The organism is Arthrobacter sp. ISL-5 (genome assembly GCF_018613835.1).
Taxonomy (GTDB): Bacteria; Actinomycetota; Actinomycetes; order Actinomycetales; family Micrococcaceae; genus Arthrobacter.
This window is the reverse complement of the sequence record NZ_JAGGPM010000029.1, coordinates 26,404-42,804: the sequence shown is the minus strand read 5'-3', so window position 1 is coordinate 42,804 and position 16,401 is coordinate 26,404. Positions and strand designations below refer to the sequence as shown.

General features: G+C 62.8%; 19 protein-coding genes. 10 read left to right on the top strand and 9 right to left on the bottom strand.

Translation table 11 applies throughout. From position 1 onward, the window contains the following. Nucleotides 1-2: 2 nt before the first annotated feature. The gene (locus J7I89_RS15790) at nt 3-767 is read right to left on the bottom strand and encodes a hypothetical protein (RefSeq protein ID WP_214972244.1); all 765 of its coding nucleotides are present in this window, start codon (nt 765-767) and stop codon (nt 3-5) included. Between the two features lie 229 nt (nt 768-996). Between J7I89_RS15790 and J7I89_RS25640 the strand changes: the two genes are divergently transcribed. Beyond that, entirely contained in the window at nt 997-1,122 is a 126-nt protein-coding gene (locus J7I89_RS25640; RefSeq protein WP_285290231.1) for a hypothetical protein, read from the top strand. Continuing rightward, a complete protein-coding gene (locus J7I89_RS15785) occupies nt 1,119-1,274 on the top strand; it encodes a hypothetical protein (protein WP_214972241.1) in 156 nt (51 codons plus the stop codon). Before J7I89_RS25640 ends, J7I89_RS15785 begins: the two co-directional genes overlap by 4 nt. Before the next feature lie 33 nt (nt 1,275-1,307). Here the strand turns inward: J7I89_RS15785 and J7I89_RS25975 are convergent, their stop codons facing one another. Then, on the bottom strand, nt 1,308-1,487 hold the full coding sequence (locus J7I89_RS25975) for a Wadjet anti-phage system protein JetD domain-containing protein (protein ID WP_374102024.1): 180 nt from the start codon (nt 1,485-1,487) through the stop codon (nt 1,308-1,310). A gap of 25 nt (nt 1,488-1,512) precedes the next feature. Between J7I89_RS25975 and J7I89_RS15775 the strand changes: the two genes are divergently transcribed. Then, nucleotides 1,513-1,854, top strand: a complete 342-nt coding sequence (locus J7I89_RS15775) for a S8 family serine peptidase (RefSeq protein WP_308159933.1) — start codon at nt 1,513-1,515, stop codon at nt 1,852-1,854. A 9-nt stretch (nt 1,855-1,863) separates the two neighbouring features. Then, nucleotides 1,864-2,994 carry an AAA family ATPase gene (locus J7I89_RS15770; protein WP_214972235.1) on the top strand — a complete coding sequence of 377 codons (1,131 nt, stop codon included), beginning with the start codon at nt 1,864-1,866 and terminating at the stop codon, nt 2,992-2,994. 91 nt (nt 2,995-3,085) lie between these two features. On the opposite strand, the gene J7I89_RS15765 is transcribed toward J7I89_RS15770, so the two are convergent. From J7I89_RS15765 to J7I89_RS15740, 6 genes are read right to left on the bottom strand one after another with little or no spacing between them, the layout of a single operon-like run. Then, entirely contained in the window at nt 3,086-3,619 is a 534-nt protein-coding gene (locus J7I89_RS15765) for a hypothetical protein (RefSeq protein ID WP_214972232.1), read from the bottom strand. Next, nucleotides 3,616-3,885, bottom strand: coding sequence for a DUF1778 domain-containing protein (locus tag J7I89_RS15760; protein ID WP_214972230.1), 270 nt, complete (start codon nt 3,883-3,885; stop codon nt 3,616-3,618). The genes J7I89_RS15765 and J7I89_RS15760 overlap by 4 nt, the downstream gene beginning before the upstream one ends. A 47-nt stretch (nt 3,886-3,932) precedes the next feature. Continuing rightward, the gene (locus J7I89_RS15755; protein WP_214972227.1) at nt 3,933-5,243 is read right to left on the bottom strand and encodes a Wadjet anti-phage system protein JetD domain-containing protein; all 1,311 of its coding nucleotides are present in this window, start codon (nt 5,241-5,243) and stop codon (nt 3,933-3,935) included. Next, nucleotides 5,233-8,640, bottom strand: coding sequence for an ATP-binding protein (locus J7I89_RS15750; RefSeq protein WP_214972224.1), 3,408 nt, complete (start codon nt 8,638-8,640; stop codon nt 5,233-5,235). The genes J7I89_RS15755 and J7I89_RS15750 overlap by 11 nt, the downstream gene beginning before the upstream one ends. Further along, a complete protein-coding gene (locus tag J7I89_RS15745; RefSeq protein ID WP_214972221.1) occupies nt 8,637-9,299 on the bottom strand; it encodes a DUF4194 domain-containing protein in 663 nt (220 codons plus the stop codon). The genes J7I89_RS15750 and J7I89_RS15745 overlap by 4 nt, the downstream gene beginning before the upstream one ends. After that, nucleotides 9,296-10,789: a DUF3375 domain-containing protein gene (locus tag J7I89_RS15740; protein ID WP_214972218.1), complete on the bottom strand. Its 1,494-nt coding sequence runs from the start codon at nt 10,787-10,789 to the stop codon at nt 9,296-9,298. Before J7I89_RS15740 ends, J7I89_RS15745 begins: the two co-directional genes overlap by 4 nt. A gap of 292 nt (nt 10,790-11,081) precedes the next feature. Between J7I89_RS15740 and J7I89_RS15735 the strand changes: the two genes are divergently transcribed. After that, complete coding sequence (locus tag J7I89_RS15735) at nt 11,082-11,819, top strand: hypothetical protein (RefSeq protein ID WP_214972216.1); 738 nt, start codon at nt 11,082-11,084, stop codon at nt 11,817-11,819. A 69-nt stretch (nt 11,820-11,888) separates the two neighbouring features. Here J7I89_RS15735 and J7I89_RS15730 read toward each other — a convergent pair whose 3' ends face one another. Next, complete coding sequence (locus J7I89_RS15730) at nt 11,889-12,272, bottom strand: TfoX/Sxy family protein (RefSeq protein ID WP_214972207.1); 384 nt, start codon at nt 12,270-12,272, stop codon at nt 11,889-11,891. A gap of 167 nt (nt 12,273-12,439) precedes the next feature. On the opposite strand from J7I89_RS15730, the gene J7I89_RS15725 reads away from it, so the two are divergent. From J7I89_RS15725 to J7I89_RS15705, 5 genes are all read left to right on the top strand, one after another. Next, complete coding sequence (locus tag J7I89_RS15725; protein WP_214972204.1) at nt 12,440-13,474, top strand: Gfo/Idh/MocA family protein; 1,035 nt, start codon at nt 12,440-12,442, stop codon at nt 13,472-13,474. A 240-nt stretch (nt 13,475-13,714) separates the two neighbouring features. Further along, the gene (locus J7I89_RS15720; protein WP_024365339.1) at nt 13,715-13,918 is read left to right on the top strand and encodes a cold-shock protein; all 204 of its coding nucleotides are present in this window, start codon (nt 13,715-13,717) and stop codon (nt 13,916-13,918) included. A gap of 221 nt (nt 13,919-14,139) precedes the next feature. Then, nucleotides 14,140-15,066 (top strand): hypothetical protein, encoded by a 927-nt coding sequence (locus tag J7I89_RS15715; RefSeq protein WP_214972200.1) that lies wholly within the window; start codon nt 14,140-14,142, stop codon nt 15,064-15,066. A gap of 72 nt (nt 15,067-15,138) precedes the next feature. Then, a complete protein-coding gene (locus tag J7I89_RS15710) occupies nt 15,139-15,951 on the top strand; it encodes a hypothetical protein (protein ID WP_214972197.1) in 813 nt (270 codons plus the stop codon). A gap of 81 nt (nt 15,952-16,032) precedes the next feature. Further along, a complete protein-coding gene (locus J7I89_RS15705; RefSeq protein ID WP_214972195.1) occupies nt 16,033-16,386 on the top strand; it encodes a Tn3 family transposase in 354 nt (117 codons plus the stop codon). Nucleotides 16,387-16,401: the final 15 nt, after the last annotated feature.

The following is a 16,401-nucleotide window of genomic DNA, read 5'->3' as shown; positions in this document are numbered from 1 at the left end:
GTTCAGTTCCCTTTCACTTCCAGCAGTGCCTCGGCCAGGATGATGGCTTCCCGTGCCTCCCGGAGACTTTCCCGAAGGCCAGGGTCCGGGAAGCCGGGGCCGATGCCCTCCTCCGCGGTGACCGAAAGGTCGGCCGCGACCCTGCTGAGATTCTCCCGCTCCAGCGCCAGCATCTTGGACGACGTCAACTTGACCTTGCTCTTCTCCAGCTCAAACAGGGACGCGTTGATTTGGTCCCGGCGCGCCCGGATCCCATTGCAGACCTGCTGCACGCGCTCCGTGCGGCTGGTGAACATCTGCTCCATTTTGACAGCGACGTCATGAAGCTCTCGCAGCGTGGTGTGCGCCCGCGCCTGCTGGTTTCCGGTGCTCCGGTCCATGAGCTGGAGGATTCGCGACAGGCGCTGGCCCCAAAGCTCGAGCCCTGCATGGTTCTGGTTGAAGAGCAGCTCCGCAGCGCCGAGTGCCTTGGTCAGGGCATCCCGCCGCGGCGTGAGTTTCCCGGCCGCCGCGTCCAGCCGCCCGATGAACTCGGCGTAGTTGTCGAGCGGCGGCGCCGTTTCGTCATTGCCTGCCGCCCGCACGGCGGGCGAGGCGGACGGCTCATTTGCCGACGTCGGCCGTTCCTTCGCTGTTCCGATCCGCGGCGGTTTGGCCGGCTTCCGTGGTGGGACGGCGCGGGGTTCTGGACCATCGTCAGGTGCGCCGTTGCTCATGATCAGCCATCCCCATTCATGATCCGTCCAGGACAGCTTCACGCTGCTCACAGACGGAGCAGGAGCGTCATCGCACCTGCGTGAGAATGCCCATTCTAAAGGTCGGAACGGACGTTGTCTGCGGGGCGGCCGCAGCGGAGTCCGCTCAACACCGTGGTTATGAGTTCGGCCGGGCCAAAGCTGCCGCCGACAAAGACCTTCGCCTATCTTGCCTGAAACTTTCGCGGATCTTGCCTGAACGGGGTGAGCATCAATTCATACCTGGAAGGAGGTGAACGTCATGGCTGACGATCAAGAATTACTGGATTGGGTTTCCCCGCGCAAACAGCGGGAAATCGACAACCAGGCGGCATTTCTGCGCTATCTGCTGGAGCGTGAAGAGGCGCAAGGGGGTGTGAAATCATGAACGATTACGTTCCCCGTCCTCGTGAACCCTATGACGCGCTTTGGGTCATTAAACGCGACTTAGAGAACATCATCGCCAAATACACCGATAGGGGCGACCATGAAACTGCCGCTGTCTACAAAGAAGCACTTGCCCGTTACAACGACGACTGAAGCTGGCAACCGACGGGCTTGGCTTCGACAAACTCAACCAGCGGCGGGGTGGAGCCGTTCCAGCGCCCAGTCCCAGCTGATCAGCTCCTGTTCTAAGCGGACGGCTGGGCCGTAGGTATCGTTGCCCAGCCCTTGATAGAGCGCCGACTCTTCTGCAGTCAGCCTCGAAAGCGCAGGCCAATCATTTACCAACACCGCCAACACGCAAACCATAGCCACGGGCAAAGAGGACGCCGATGTGGACGCAGTCGAAGCGTGGCCCGTCACGACCGGTAGCGGCATCAAGGTTGCCATCGTCGATTCAGGTGTGGCAATCGACCACGAGGACATATCGCAGAAGGTCGTCGAGCGGACCAACTTCAGTGATTCGAAAATTGTCAATCCTGAGGACTACGACAAATACGGCCACGGCACGCACGTTGCCGGTATCGTGGCCGCCGCCCATAACTCCACGGGTGTCGCGTGTGTGTGCCCGGACTGCACCATCCTGGATGCCAAAGTGCTTAACGACAGCGGGTCCGTAGCAAGTGGTACGTGCTTGTTGGACAAGCGCCATGAGGATGTCAGTGCTTCGCCCTAGACTCGGCCTATGCAGCCAGTCAATGACCACCCGAGCGTGCTCTCGAAGTTAGCGAAGACCAACCATATCCACCTTCAACGCCTTAGTATTTTCAGCTCACCCGCCTTCACCCCACAGGATGTGCACTTCGCGCGGTTCACAGCTGTTGTGGGGAGCCACGGGTCGGGGAAGTCGTATCTTTTGAAGATTTTGGAAGAGTCCTTGCCTAAGTATGGCGGTGAACACATGCGGTTTCCTCCGGCCTCAAGGTCCAGATGGAAGGACGCCGACCGAGCGGACGTCGGCGCCGTCGCGGGCACCCACTCGATTAACATGGGGTCAGGATGGACGCCCCAAAATTTTAGAGTCGACCTTCGGAGACCACGGGCCGAGAGCTTCATTTTTGGGGAGAGCGACGGGGAACTTCGTGTCACCGTACCGCTCAGTGCGCACAGAGCATTTGCTGACTACGAAATGTGGATGCAGGACGTCGAAGCCCCGGACCATGCCAGGCACTTCGAAGGAAGCTGGGCGGCCGACAGGCCGACCTTGACCAGCATCAACAGGATCCTTGGGCGCGAATATGGGAGCGTAGAGTTCTTCGCCTTCAAGAGCGACTCCTATGACGCCCCGTACCTTGAAGCGACTATGTCGGATGGTCACGTGCGGACTCCATACGAGATGAGCTCGGGGGAACTGTGGGTCCTTTACTGCATCTGGGAACTCGAGAGGTCCGCGGCCAGCGACATTGTCCTCATCGATGAACCTGAAAGCTACCTTTCGCCGCGAGGGCACGTCGCTTTCTTGGATGAGATCGCTCGACGCACCCTTGCCGGCGGATTTCAAACGATCATTGCCACGCTTTCCGAAGCCATGATCCGAAGGCTCCCGATTGACCTACTCCGTTTCGCCGTTAGAGGCGCGAACGGGGTGGTGATTAGAGACGATGTGAGTCATGACGAGGTCATGGTGGCTGCGATTGCCCACACGGAAGGAATGGTTCACCAAAGAGTCTTCCTCGAAATCGCGGAGTACTTGGGGCTGGACCACGCCTTCGTCAGACGAACACTCATCGCCTCCTGGCTCAACGGCGTCGACGTTCGTGAGCAGGCACGAGAAATGGTTTCTGGGATGGAAAAGGCTGTAGTGCAATTGCTGTAACAAGGTGGCGCGCGGAGTGGTGCTGAGGATGGCCGACCGGTCTAGCTTATGTAGTCACCTTGCATCATTGCAGCTGTCTGACGAGAGCCCATCAGTTCTCCGAATCGAGGTATTTCCTGGCCGTTGCAACCTTCATGTAGAGCCGTAAGTTGTCACCGCGGGTTGGAACAAATCCGTGACGGGCGTACCAGTCGACCAAGCCGGGATTGTCAGCATCGACCACGATGATCTGGCCGCCGCCGAGGTCCGACGCTGCCATGATGGTCTCGAGCGCTGCACGAAGCAGCTGCCAGCCCCATTGATTGGCCTTATCGCCGCGCTTGGATCGGTCGAGTGCCAGCTTGGCCAGGAGCCAGCCAGGCGCACTGCGCAACACTTTCCGCTGAAGCGACTTCGGCAGGTCATCCCGGACTACGAGGGTGGGGCAGATCGCGAAGTATCCAATTACCTTCTCCTTCGTATCGGACCGCTTCTCGAGGAGAAGGTAGACCATGCACGCCCCGGCTGCCACGGCCTGGCTCGCGTGGTCGGCAAGCCACTGGTTGTACGCAGGTTCCCCGCAGTCAAAGGCCCCCAGATCATAACCGGGGGCCAGTTTCGATAGGCGATAGGTCCGGTCGCTCATCGACCGATGAGCCGCGGAAGCTTGGACAGCACCGCCAGTTCCGGGGACTCGTCGGGGACGCCCAGAGACGCCATCATTGCGTCGAAGACTTCAGGAGCCATGAGAGTGACGTCCGAGCGCGCAATGACCTTTTCTGCAGCCTGCCGGGCAGCATCCGTTACAAACGCCGACTTTGTCATGTGCAGAAGTTCTGCGGCCTCGGTGATCAATTCATCAGTGCTTTCGTCCGTGCGCAACTCCAGACGACGCGTTTTAGTACTTGCCATTGCCCTAGCCTCCTGTGACCAAATGTACGGCATTTGTACGGTTGCGGCTACAGCTGTTCAAACCGGCTGCTCCAAGTGCTGGTTTCGACAGGCCTAACCACCCGGGGGAGACATTTCAGTGCCCAGTTCCAGTTGATGAGCTCCTGTTCGAGGCGGACGGCTGAACTGTAGCTGTCGTCACCCAGCGCTTCGTACACTGCGGCTTCTGCAGGGGTGAGCCTCGTCAGTGCAGCCCTTGACGGTGACGGCTCCCGTCCCCAAACGTCCCGGTGCGCGAGCAGCGTCTCCTCGTCCATCATCACACTCCGCACGTGCGGGTGCGCCGCCCGGAGCTGGTCCAGGATCCGGAAGCCGTGCGTGTCGATATCGCCCCAGTACAGGACCTGGCATTCGCGGAGCCATGCCGCATCTTGCAGGGACGAGAATCCATAGCCGGCGCCGTAGAGAGCCAGCGTCCCGGGACGCTCCGGCAGGGCGAGGAAGTTGACCTGGTTCTCCGTCGCAATCACCGTGTGCACAGGCAGTCGCAGCGTGCCGAAGGCCTCGGCGGTCACGGTAACGTCCCGGGCACCGCCCAGCATGGGAATCGAAGGGTCGAGGACACGGAAGCGGACGAGCTCCGGCGGATGCAGGAAGCCGTGCCGGCGGGCGAAGCGTGCCGCCGGGGTACGGCCGGCACCGTCGTCGAGGGCAACCTCGGGCACGGCAGTTTCCAAGGGATCTTCCTCGAGACCTTCGGCGTCGGCCTTCGCCTCACTATTATCGGAGCCAAGCGCAATGGCCGCCATTAGCTGATCAATGACCTGCCTGTGCCGTTCAATGAACTTCGTGTGCACGCCGGGCAGTCCCAGCTGCCGGACGTAGATTCCGGGTGCTGGATTGTCCCGAAGCCACAGCGCCACCTGCGCGGCGGAGAGAACGTCATCGCCCAGTTCAAGCAGCTTCAGCGGGCGCCGCGCGGCCCAACCTGTCAGCAACGGATCCAGCCCGCCAAGAGCCGCGGCCAGGTCCCGGAACCGCGCGGCCTCGCGGGACTTGCCAATAAACCCGACCTCGTCCTCCACAGTCGCGAAAACTGCCGCGGCCGGGATCCGGTTGGAGCCCACCGTGCGGCGCCCCACCTCCATTGTTTCCAGCGTGTACGGACCGGCCCCGGCGAACAGCTCAGCAGCCCACCGCTGGGCTGCAGCGTAATCACTCAACAGTGCGGCCGCCGTCGGGCGTTTAAAGGCTCGACGGCGGGGATAGACGCCGGTGGGTTCGAGCAGTTCGCGCAGCAACGCCCCGCTGGTCCAGGCTTTCAGCGACAGCACCCGCAGCCCGGCGACCGTAGTCCACTTCGACGACTCAACTGGCACGCCGGTCCCGTTCGTCCCGGTATTCCTGGATGGTCATGTTGCGCAGCTGGGAGTCGTCACCGTTCGTGTTCGCCACGAATCCCACATGCGAGACAAAGGGTTCAATCACGTGGATCTTCTGCAGCGGCGTGACAATCAGCAGCTGAAGTTTCATGCGCTGGAACAGCTGCAGGCCGTACCGCGCGGACTCATCGGACCCGCGCCCGAACGCTTCGTCAATCACCACGAACCGGAAACTCCGGCCGCCGCTCGCCTTCTTGCCAGCCGCGCCACCATTCCCGGTGCCAGAAGCCAGCCCGAATTGGAAGGCCAGCGCCGCCGCCAGGATCGTGTACGCCAGCTTCTCCTTCTGGCCGCCGGACTTGCCGCCCGAGTCCGTGAAGTGCTCGAACTCCTCGCCGGTCTCGGTCCACTTCTCCGACGCCGAGAAGGTGAACCAGTTCCGCACATCCGTGACCTTGGCCGTCCACCGCTCATCCAGAGTGGTCAGCCCGTCCCGGCCGCGGAAGCGTTCGATCAGCCGCTCCACCTGCAGGTACTTCTGCTCCGAGTACTGGTCCTCGTCGCCGATGGTCCCCTCCGAGCAGGCCCGCAGGTCAACGCCGAACTCGCGCACGTCCTGATCCGAGGTGTTCTGGTGCTCCAGCTGGATGTGCCGGCCCGGGTTGTATTCGATCCCGGCCAGCGACTGGTTGATCTCGCCGATCCGGTTCACGATGTCCTGCCGCCGGCTGTCCAGGAACGCGTTGAACGCCACCACCTCGTGGATGGTGTTCTGGTTCAGCGACTCCTTGAAGTGGGCCTCGAAGCGGGGGAGATCGTTGCTGACCAGCTGCTCCAGCAGCCGGTTGTAGTCCCCGGCGGCCTCCAGGGCGGCGTCGATGTCGGTGGTCTCGTTCCGGTACTTGTTGCGGAAGTCCGCCATGAGCCGGACTGTGCTCTCCGCGGCCCGGGCGATCCGCTTGGACAGCGCATCGATCGTGTCCGTCAGTCCGGAGCGGACCGAGCTTTCCACCGTGCCGGTGTTCTTGTACGTCAGGGTCTTGTCGCCGAGTGCAGCGGCGGTGAGCTGTTCGACGGCGGCCAGCACGCCGCCGTCGTCCGTCAAGGGAGTCTCCGCAAGGACGTCGCCGCATTCGGCGATCGCTTCCGCGATGTCCTTGGCATCCTTGTCGTTGGCGCCCAGGCGTTCGCGCAGCTTGCCGGCCTTGTCCTCCAGCCGCTCCAGCTCCGCAGTCACGCCGGCTTCCTTGGCGGTCAGCTGTTTCAGCACGTCACTGGCGGTCTCCAGCTCAAGCTTCTCCGCCTTGAGCTCTTCGATCCGCCGGGCCGTGAGCTGCCAGCTGATCTCGCCGAAGTCCGCCACGGAGCGCACGGTGCCGAGCTGCTGGTTCTGCCTGCCCAGATCGCCCAGGGAAGCGTTGACCTTTTTCAGCTGGGCGTCCGTGACCTGGAGCTGGCCCTTGAGCTCGTCCTGCTCGGCGAGGAAGCGGCTGATCTTGTCGTGGTTGTCCCAGCCGAGCACATAGTTGCGCCGGTCCGTCAGTTCCCGCCGGTCGTCCTTCTCGTGCCTGCCCCGGCCGCCCTTGAGCTGCCCGTTGACGGTCAGTGCCTTGGGATACCGGCGGAAATCCTCGAGGGTGTCGCAGCAGAAGTGGTCGAACCGTGTGGCGAGTTCATCCAGCAGGAAACTGCGGAACGGCGTACCCGGCTTGATGGCGATCTTGGCGGCCAGCGTGCCCGGTTCGGCCGTCTTGGGAGCGCCGGCTTCCCCGACTTTCAGGTAGACCAGCCGGCCGCGCAGGTTGTTGGCATCCACCCAGCCGCTCACGGCCGTGTAGTGCTCGCCGGGCACCAGCAACGACAGTGCGAAGCCGTGCAGCGTCCTTTCCGCGGCACCCTCCCACGCGCCCTCACTGTCACGGACCCGCAGCAGCTCGCCGGCATACGGCAGCGCGGTTTCCGCGATTCCGGTACCGTCACACAGCCGACGGCGGAGCTCCAGCTGGGGGAGCGGCAGCAGGTTGGGGCGCGACTGTAGGCTGCGCAGTTCAGCGCCGATCTCGTTCAGCCCTGTGGTCAGCTCGGTGCGGGTGATGGTCAGCCCGGTTCGGCTCTCCTGAAGCTCATCGGACTGGGTGCCGAGCTGCGTTTCGACCTCCCCGAGGCGGGCCCGGTTGGAGTAGAACAGCACCCGGTCCTCCGGGGGCCGGAGTCCGAGGTCCTTCGCAGCGGTGGCGTAGGTTTCAAAGCGCTGCCTCTGCGTCCCGGATTGGTCAGCCAGCCGGGCAATATCAGCATCGATAGCGGCCAGCCGGCCGCCGCCGTTGGTGCGGATGTCCTCCTGGATGGCGGACAGCTCGTGCCGCCGGCCTGCGATCTCGGTGCGGAGCTTCGTGCTCTCCTCCTGCAGCCGTTCCCCGGTTCTTTGCAGCTCCGACTGGTGTTCCAGGCTCAGCTGGAGCTTCCGGTCCGTGAACCAGGGATGCAGCTGGTCCCGCTGCTGGCGGGCCAGCTCATCCTCGAGAGTCAGCCGCGCATGCTGGGCGGCGCCGTCCCGGATCGGCGTCAGCAGGGCGATCTGGTCCTTGGCCCGCAGCACCGCGTCGTGGGCCTTTTTCAGGTCATCAAAGTGGTGGATGAGGTTGCCGATCCGTGCCGCAACGTCGTCCTCCTCCAGCATGTTGGTGCGCACGAAGGAGGTGATGTTCTCCACCTGCTTCATGGACACGGTCCGGTGGAACAGGTCCATGGCCTGGTTTCCTTTGATGCCGAACTCACGTTTGAAGGCCGCCGCGAAGGGCTCGAAAGTGTCGTGGACTGCGGCGCCGGCCGCGCGGAGCTTCTTCTTCAGCTTGGCGGGGTCCTGGCCGAAGTTCGCGAAGTCGGCCCCAATGGACTGGTCACTCGCCGCCAGCGAATAGAAGCGGCTGGGCTGGCCCGCCTCCTGGGTGGCCCAAAGGGTGATGGCCAGGGTGACCGACTTGTCCAACACCGCGTTGTGGAAGACGCCGAGCACCACCGTCAGCGCGCCGGTGCCCCGCAGCGCCACCGGCCTGGAATATTCGCCGCCGGTGCTGCGCGTGCTCTTGTGGAACCCGCGGACGTAGGACATCAGCGAGCGTTCCTTCTTCTGCGCGCCGGCGGCCTTGTTGTATTCGATCCGGTTGGCGGGCAGTAGCAGGGTGGTGATGGCGTCGACGACGGTCGACTTTCCGGAGCCGATGTCGCCGGTGAGCAGGCTGTTGTCGCCGTCCAGGCGGAAGGTCCGCACGCCCTGGTGGAAGGTGCCCCAGTTCAGTAGCTCCAGACGGTGCAGCCGGAAACCCGGGGGCGGACCGCCGTCGTCCGTTTTTTCTTCCAGCGTGAAGAGGGTGTCCTGCAGTTCCGTGCTCATTTGCTTTCCGCCTCCGTTGCCACTGTCCCGGAGAGAGCAGCCTCGGCGAGAGCGGCCTCGGCGAGTGGCGTTCCGGCGAGTGTCGCGCGGTAGTCGGCCAGCCGCGCGTCGAACTCCTCGAGCCACTGGGCGTCCACGAACGCCTTGAGGATGCGGGCCACCTCGTACGTGCCGGGCTGTCCGCGGAGTTTCCGCAGGAATCCGAGTTCCACCACTTTCTTGATGTCAGTGGCGAGCCGGTCCATGATTCTGGCCTCGTTGCTTGATTCGGGCAGGAAGACCGCCACCATGTCGGCGATGTCCTGTTCGGTCATGATGAGCCGGAGCTCGCTGCTGTTGGTGTCGAACTCCAGCATCCGGCCGCGCAGGAGGGCCAGCAGCAGGCTGACGTTGAAGATCAGCTGCCGTCGCGGGATCAGCCGGGGGAGTGTTCCGTCCGCGTCCTCGCGCGACTTCAGGAACGCGTAGCCTTCGGATTCGTCCAGGATCAGGTCCAGACCCAGCACGGACACGTAGTCGCGGACCTGCGAGGACAAGCCCAGCAGCGACTGCCACACCTTCTCATCCCCTTCGGCGTAGAGCACACCCTTGAATAGCCGGGTGACGACGCCGGGAAGTTCCTCGGGCGTCCGGGTTTCCGTTTCTGCTGCCGGATTCATGCTGGCCTTCCGAAGATGATCTGCTCGATGGTTGCTTCGCGGATGCTGCCGTCCGGCAACTGCCAGGAGATCTGCTGCTCGGCTTCCGGGTTGATGCTGGCCCAGTCGGACTCGGTGGCGAGCTGGTAGTAGGCCACGATCTCCGCCAAGCCTTGGGACAGGGGATAGGCGGCGGTGACCTCCGCGAGGGTGGCCTGCTCCGCCTCGGCGAGTACGGCGTCGATATTGGCCTTGAGGCGTTCCTTGTCCACGTGGAACTGGCTGAAAAGGGCGCCGGCGTCAACATCCGCGTCGTCGGCGGTGAGGATGTCGTCGTCCACCAGGACCCTTCGGCTCGGCTCATACAACGGGCGCTCGAACGGCAGCGTGATATCGACCGATGGTGCCGCGATGGCCATGAAGTCTCCCGACGGCGGCTGCTCGCGGGTGGCGAGTGCACCGGACTCGACGCTCCGGATGAGCTGCATGATGCGCTTGTTTTCCAGGAACACCTTGTCATCGAGCAGCCGGCGCATCTGCTGGGACAGCTGGCGGACGGTTCCCTGGGTCTGCTCGACGGCGGGCAGCCAGTCCTGGTGGAGGTTCACCACGGTGTGGAGGTTGTCCTGTTTGGCGAGGGCTTCGATCTGCGTTGCGCGCTGGAGGAGGTCCCGCAGTTCCGTCCGTAGCTGCGGGGACATGAGGTAGTCCCAGAAGCCTTGGAACGTCCGGCCCTGCAGTGAGCTGCTGATGTCCTGCTGGTTGGCGAAGATCGATTCGAGGAGCTCGCCCTGGGTGCCGTCCCAAGTGGCGATCTGCTCGCGGACCTGGCGGTCCAGCTTCCGGAAGTTCTGTTCGACCTCGCGGAAGTCGGAGAGGAGGTCCTTGGCCAGCGTGGTGAGCTGCTGGAAGTGGTCGAGTGCCTCAGGTGCCGTCATGACCCGGATGTTGCCGCCGCGGATGCGCTCCATTTCGGCGTCGATGCCGTCGCGCTGGCGCTGCAGTTCTTTGAGCCGTACCTCTGGGTCCGTTTCGGACTGCTGGACCAGCTGTTTGAGGACGGCGAAGATGCTGGTCAGCCGGGACTGGGTGGCCACGAAGTCGCGGCCGCGCAGGCTCTCCACCCAGCGCACCACGTCCTCCGCGGCGGCGGTGAGGTCGTAGCGGGGCTCGTCCTGGCCGGGAACGTAGTACTTCCGGAGCCAGGCTTTTTCGGGTGCCGCCCAGTCGTCCAAGTACTCCGACGCCTGGCGCGGGAACTTGTCTTCCCCGTAGGTGTCCCTGAGGCCGAACAGGACGTCGTCCAGGCTGTCGATGAGCTGCTGGCGCCCCAGGTTGCGCTGGTTGGGCCCGGTGAACGCCGCCATGAAGAACGAGACCGCGAGCGGCGCGTTTTGGGCGCGCAGGAGGGACCAGCCTGCGTGGTTTTCACGCAGGGCGTTGATTGCGTAGTAGTCCATCTGGTCCTCGTGGTGTCCCGAGTTGCGTCCTGGGTTCACTCTAAAGGGCACCGCCGACATTTTCTGTGGAGGAAGAGTCGGTGTAACGCCCACCGCCCGGCAAGAGGGTCCATGACCGCGGAGATGGCTAGGGGAGGGGCTGGCGCTCGCCGACGCTGACTGGAGCATCGAGCGCGACGTAGTCCCGCCGTCGTCGTTCGAGTCTTTCCTGTTGGGCCGGCGACGTTCGTCGAGGGTGTTCTGGTTCAGGGCGGACTGCACTACCTTTTTCCTATGGCCATGGGCAAGCAACGGTGCTCTGACCCCCTATAGGAATTTCTACTCAGAAGGAGTGGGAAAGGTCATGAATCTACGAACCAAAATCTTCTTTGGTGGCATCGTCCTGTTGCTGGTTGTTGGCGGGGCGACATTTTTTGTCTTCGACAACACAAAACGGAGTAGGGCCGCGGAGTACACCCCGCAGGTCAACCCTGCCGATTTCACCACTCAAATCACCAATAAATACTTCGCCCTCCCTGTCGGCAAAAAACTGACTTACGAGACTACCCAGCAAGGAAGAGTCACCGAGAGGATCGAAATCGAAATCCTGCGGGAGACCATGACGATAGAAGGCGTTGAGACGGTGGTCTATCTGGACAAGGAATACAAGAACGGGCAGCTGGTAGAGGAAACCCGGGATTATCTGGCGCAGCACAAGAACGGCGATGTGTGGTACTTCGGCGAGGACGTGAACAACTACTGGAACGGGATGTTGCTGCACCATTCCGGCAGCTTTCTCCATGGAAAAGACGGGGCAAAAGCCGGCATTTGGATGAAGGCCGAGCAGCGCGTCGGCGATTCCTATAGGCAGGAATTTTACGTGGGAAATGCCGAAGATATGCGGGACACCGTCGCTACCGGCGAGACCGTCTCCACGAAATCAGGCACATACACCGACTGCGTCAAGGTCTACGACTGGACGCCGCTTGAAAAGAATTCGCGGGAGCATAAATATCACTGCCCCCAGGTCGGTGCGCTGGTGCTTACCGAGGACCTGGAGACAGGCAGCCGGTCAGAGCTCGTGAATGTTGTCTTGCCCTAGGCTTCAAACGCACATCCGTCTGCTCTCAGATCCTCCGCCGCGGCTTCGCGGAGGGCCCGGCGTCGGCGGCTACTTCTTCCCCCGGGGCTTGGACACCTTCGGCTCCTTCGGCGGCAGCCCGGCGACGTAGCTGTAGGCCTTGGTCACCCACGCTTTTTCCCGCGCTTCATCGCCGTCGCCTTCGGCGTTCCAGATCTCGGGCAACCCGACGTAGCCGCCCATCGGACGCTCCTCCGGTCCGAAGGGAACGGTCCGCTCGGACCCCTCCAGCACTGCCCGGTCGGCGTCCGAAAGCCGAACCCCGATGGTGGGGCCGAACAGGCCCGCGAACATGTTCCCGTTGACGAAGGCGCCAAGGTTGCCGAACATCGGCTTGACCACCACATTGGGATCCGACGGCATGATGGCGCGGAAGTGTTCCTTGTCCGCTTCTGACGGCTTGGGCATCTGCATGGCTTCTTCTTCCGGTTCGTGTGGGAGTCCAGCGGGCTGGTTTGTGTGAAGCATATTGCGTTCCGGTGGCCCGGGCGAGGCTATGGACGGTCGGTGGCCGCCGGGTCGCCCGAGCGGTCTCGGAGAACCCTTCTCAGGCGGGGTAGGTTGTAAAAAAGGAGAGTTCAATGAGCGAGAAATTGCGTTGGGGCGTCCTGGGCACCGCCCGCATCGTCCGCAAGACAATTCCGGCGTTGCAGGAAACGAAAAACGGTGAGGTCGTAGGTATCGCTTCCCGCACCGAGGAAAAGGCTAGGGAGTACGCCGACAGGCACGGCGTCCCACAGGCGTTTGGCTCTTATGAGGCGCTGCTCGCTTCCCCGGACATCGACGCTGTCTACATTCCGCTGCCGAACGCACTGCACCTCAAGTGGATTCTGAAATCCTTGGACGCAGGCAAGCACGTCCTCTGTGAAAAACCTTTGGCGATGAGCGCCGCCGAGTGCGAGGAGATTGCGCGCAAGGCCGACGAGACCGGGCTCAAAGTCTTAGAAGGCTTCATGTACCGTTTTCACCCGCGTTTCGAGAAGCTGCAGGAGCTGCTCGCGGTCCATGCGGTGGGCAAGTTGACATTTGTCCACGTCGGTCACTCCTTCGACGCGGGCGGGGACGACAACATCCGCTGGTATTCCGGGCTCGGCGGCGGCGCACTTTTCGACACGGGGTGCTACTGCGTCAACGTGAGCCGGATGGTCACGGCGCAGGAGCCGGTTCACGTCGCCGCCTTTGGCAACTACCGCGACGCCAACGACGGCGGTCAAATTGACGCCAGCATTGCGGGCATGCTGCGCTTCCCCGGCAGCGCAACCGTGCTTTTTGATACCGGAGTGAACCTCGAGCGCCGCAACTTTTTAGAACTCACGGGCACCGAGGGCCGGCTCTACCTCGACAATCCTTTTGGGGTCTTGGAGGAGGATTCGGTCCTGGAGGAGCATCACTTCGGGCAGGACACCATCTATCACGAGGTCAAGGGCGAAAACCACTTCGTACGGATGGGCGAACACTTCGCGGACAGCGTCCTAAACGGTACGCCGCTCCGCTACGATCTCACGGACGCGGCAAACAACGCGCGGGTGTTGGAAGCTCTCGACAGGGCAGCGCGGAAACAAGAGGGCGCGTCTGAACCGAGACCACATTCCGGCGCTGGGCCAGGCGCTAGCTGAAGATTTCCCTGCTCGAGCCGGAGCCCTTTGTACTTCGTGGAACTTCGCCGATTGGTCCTTTGGTCAGCGCCGACCTGAAACCCGTGTATTGTAGAGACCGTTGTTGTGTTTGTATTTGGTAGTTCAGGCAGTACGCGCGGTCGAAAGTCCGCGTTCTTCTGAAGTAGCGGTTTTGAACACCCCACACCGGAGGACCCGAAAGTCGGGACTTTTCCTCCACCTTCACGAAGGACAAAAATAATGGCTACTGGTACCGTCAAATGGTTTAACGCTGAAAAGGGCTTCGGCTTCATTTCCCCCGATGACTCTTCACAGGACGTCTTCGCACACTACTCTGCGATCGCTTCCTCCGGCTTCCGCTCCCTCGAAGAGAACCAGAAGGTCTCCTTCGAAACCGAGCAGGGCCCCAAGGGTCCCCAGGCCGTAAACATCCAGGCTCTCTAAGACTTAGCTTCCAGCTAACTCTTCTGAGTCCGGAACCGTAAGGTTTCGAGCAGGGTCCGTCTTTGACGGGCCCTGCTTTTGTTAACCCGGCTGTGCTGGGTAATGCTCCGCCGTCTGTCCCATTGCACGGTCCCTCAACTGCACATAGGCTCTGCCGCAAGGGCGCCAGGACGGATTCCTGACCGCGGAACCGCATCGCCCGTGGGGGAAAGAAGCACAGCATGGCTACAGGCACAGTGAATTGGTTCAACGCGAGAACCACATCTAGGACTAACTATCGCGACCTGACCAAAGCTAAAGCCGCAGCCGCCCTCCAGGAGTTCCTCGACGAACGCGGCCCGGCACTGGAGCGACTCCGGGAGCGCCTGGTGGCCGACGGACAAGACCCGGACGTGCTCCTCGACGGCACCCCTGAGAGCCTCGTTCCCCTGTGGCGCTGGTTGCTCTCCCGCCTCACCGAGCGGGACGGCCCAGACGCTACGGACCCCGCTTCCGTACCGCGAGAGACGTGGCCGTCGTGGGAACGGCACACCACCGAGGAGGAGCTGACCCTGTCCCTGGAATCCCTGATTCTTCTGGACGGGCTCGTGTCCTACCTCGCCGCAGTGGTGCGGGACCGTGCGCCGCTGGCACGTTGGGAGACCGCACACCATCGCATCAAGCGCTACGCCTACAACAAGCACCCGGTCCTCGTCAGCGGCAAGGGCGAGATCCACAATTTTCTGCCCGGGCTCCCAGTAGTCAGCGCACGCGCTACCCTTCACAGGGTCCGGGAATCGCCGGATGACGAGATGGCCGCGTATGCGCGGCGCCTCATCGAACAGCTGAACAAGCCCGAAGGTGACACCGCCGAGACGATGGAACCAGAGCCGCTCTTCGAGGTCGAGGACGTCCGCGACGAACCCGGCGGGTACGACTTCGAGATCGGTCTGGGCGACGAGATCGCCCACGAATGGTCAGGCAAGATCGACCGACTGGTCCGCAAGCTAGCCCGCGAGGACGGCGTCAACGAGGTTTTCCGGGAGGACCGGGAAATCATCCTGGTGCGGGCACCGTCGTGGAGCATCGACGCACTCGAGACGTGGTTCGCGCGGCGCCTGAAGACAGGGTGGATCTCCAACTGGAGCCGCAGATTCCGGCAGGAGTAGTCCGACCCCTATAGTCACCGTAGCTGCGTGACCACTGTTCACCTGAGCTGCGGCGAGGAGTAGGGTCGGTATATGTCTGTGTCTTCAGAGCAGATTGATCCCCTGCAATATCCGTGGAGTCGGCCCGAAGCCTCGGGTGTCATGCATGGCGATGATTTCCTGCCGCTACAGCTGGTAGCAGACCTGCCGCTGGGGCAGTCGGCCCTGCTGGATGGCGCAGACGACGCGCTCACCTCCCGCCTCAGTGAGGCCTTGGCGGAAGCCAACGCGGAGCCGCTGGACTCCCGTTCTCCCGTGGTCTCAATCGGCGCGAATTCCAGTCCCGACGTCCTGAGGAGAAAGTTCGCACGGTTCAGGCAACCTGTCAGCAGGATTCTGCCGCTGGTCCGTGGTCAGTTGCACCACGTAGGGGTCGGTCACTCGGCGCACGTGAGCAAGTCCGGCTACATCGCGGCCGCTCCGTATTCCCAGAGGGGGAGGCGCAGCACGGTCTGGGTGGCGTGGCTTGATGAGCGCCAACTGATGGCGCTCGACGAAACGGAGCTCAACTACCAGCGGATTGAGCTCACCGGGGACGACTGTCCGCTCGTATTGGACAACGGGGAACGTCCGGAGACCTTTTCGCTCTTTGCGTCGCGCTGGGGTGTGTTGACCGATGGTCAGGGCGAGAAGCTTCCCCTTATGGGTCAGCCGGCGCTCTTTCAGGTCCTCGCAGGCAGCGTGTCCACGGAAGGCCTGCAGCACGGGGCATCAGTCTTCGAAGGACCACCGGAGCGGGTTGTCGAACAGCTCGCGATGTCTTCGGTCCAGGCAGGGGCCAAGGAATGGTTCCGCGCGGCCGGGTTGGCTATGCCGGCGGAGTTCGCCGCTGTCGGTGCGGGGTAGGCGACGTTCTCAGGGTCCCCTTGATTTTGACGGGCTGGGGTCGCCGTAGTACTAGCCGAACATCGGGCGGAGCTGACCGAGGTGCTGCCGTTCGCGCCGATCGTGTCGTTGCTGATCGAGCTGGACAAGCGCACGGGCTACCTGGACTGCTTCACCCATGCCGGGGGCAAACAGGCCCGCAGCCCGGAGTTGAAGCGGATCCTGATCGCAGTACTGATCAGCCATTCCACCAACCTCGGGCTCACGCGGATGCCTGATGCCACCGGGGAGCCGTACACACTGCCGGACGCTACCACGGTGGCACCGGCCATGGAGAGCCTTGACCCACCCGAGTGGGCCGGACGATGTGATCGTGGAACGGTGGCGGGGAGTGAGTACCTCCCAAGTACCGGAGCGCTTTTTCCAAGCTTCGAAGTAGGTACCTGTTACTCGTGACACCCGCCTGACCTG

What these genes read in the sequence shown, in the direction of transcription:
- J7I89_RS25640 (WP_285290231.1), top strand. Translation starts at nt 997, where the DNA reads ATGGCTGACGATCAAGAATTACTGGATTGGGTTTCCCCGCGCAAACAG.
- J7I89_RS15785 (WP_214972241.1), top strand. Translation starts at nt 1,119, where the DNA reads ATGAACGATTACGTTCCCCGTCCTCGTGAACCCTATGACGCGCTTTGG.
- J7I89_RS25975 (WP_374102024.1), bottom strand. Translation starts at nt 1,487, where the DNA reads ATGGTTTGCGTGTTGGCGGTGTTGGTAAATGATTGGCCTGCGCTTTCG.
- J7I89_RS15770 (WP_214972235.1), top strand. Translation starts at nt 1,864, where the DNA reads ATGCAGCCAGTCAATGACCACCCGAGCGTGCTCTCGAAGTTAGCGAAG.
- J7I89_RS15765 (WP_214972232.1), bottom strand. Translation starts at nt 3,619, where the DNA reads ATGAGCGACCGGACCTATCGCCTATCGAAACTGGCCCCCGGTTATGAT.
- J7I89_RS15760 (WP_214972230.1), bottom strand. Translation starts at nt 3,885, where the DNA reads ATGGCAAGTACTAAAACGCGTCGTCTGGAGTTGCGCACGGACGAAAGC.
- J7I89_RS15750 (WP_214972224.1), bottom strand. Translation starts at nt 8,640, where the DNA reads ATGAGCACGGAACTGCAGGACACCCTCTTCACGCTGGAAGAAAAAACG.
- J7I89_RS15745 (WP_214972221.1), bottom strand. Translation starts at nt 9,299, where the DNA reads ATGAATCCGGCAGCAGAAACGGAAACCCGGACGCCCGAGGAACTTCCC.
- J7I89_RS15735 (WP_214972216.1), top strand. Translation starts at nt 11,082, where the DNA reads ATGAATCTACGAACCAAAATCTTCTTTGGTGGCATCGTCCTGTTGCTG.
- J7I89_RS15730 (WP_214972207.1), bottom strand. Translation starts at nt 12,272, where the DNA reads ATGCAGATGCCCAAGCCGTCAGAAGCGGACAAGGAACACTTCCGCGCC.
- J7I89_RS15725 (WP_214972204.1), top strand. Translation starts at nt 12,440, where the DNA reads ATGAGCGAGAAATTGCGTTGGGGCGTCCTGGGCACCGCCCGCATCGTC.
- J7I89_RS15720 (WP_024365339.1), top strand. Translation starts at nt 13,715, where the DNA reads ATGGCTACTGGTACCGTCAAATGGTTTAACGCTGAAAAGGGCTTCGGC.
- J7I89_RS15715 (WP_214972200.1), top strand. Translation starts at nt 14,140, where the DNA reads ATGGCTACAGGCACAGTGAATTGGTTCAACGCGAGAACCACATCTAGG.
- J7I89_RS15710 (WP_214972197.1), top strand. Translation starts at nt 15,139, where the DNA reads ATGTCTGTGTCTTCAGAGCAGATTGATCCCCTGCAATATCCGTGGAGT.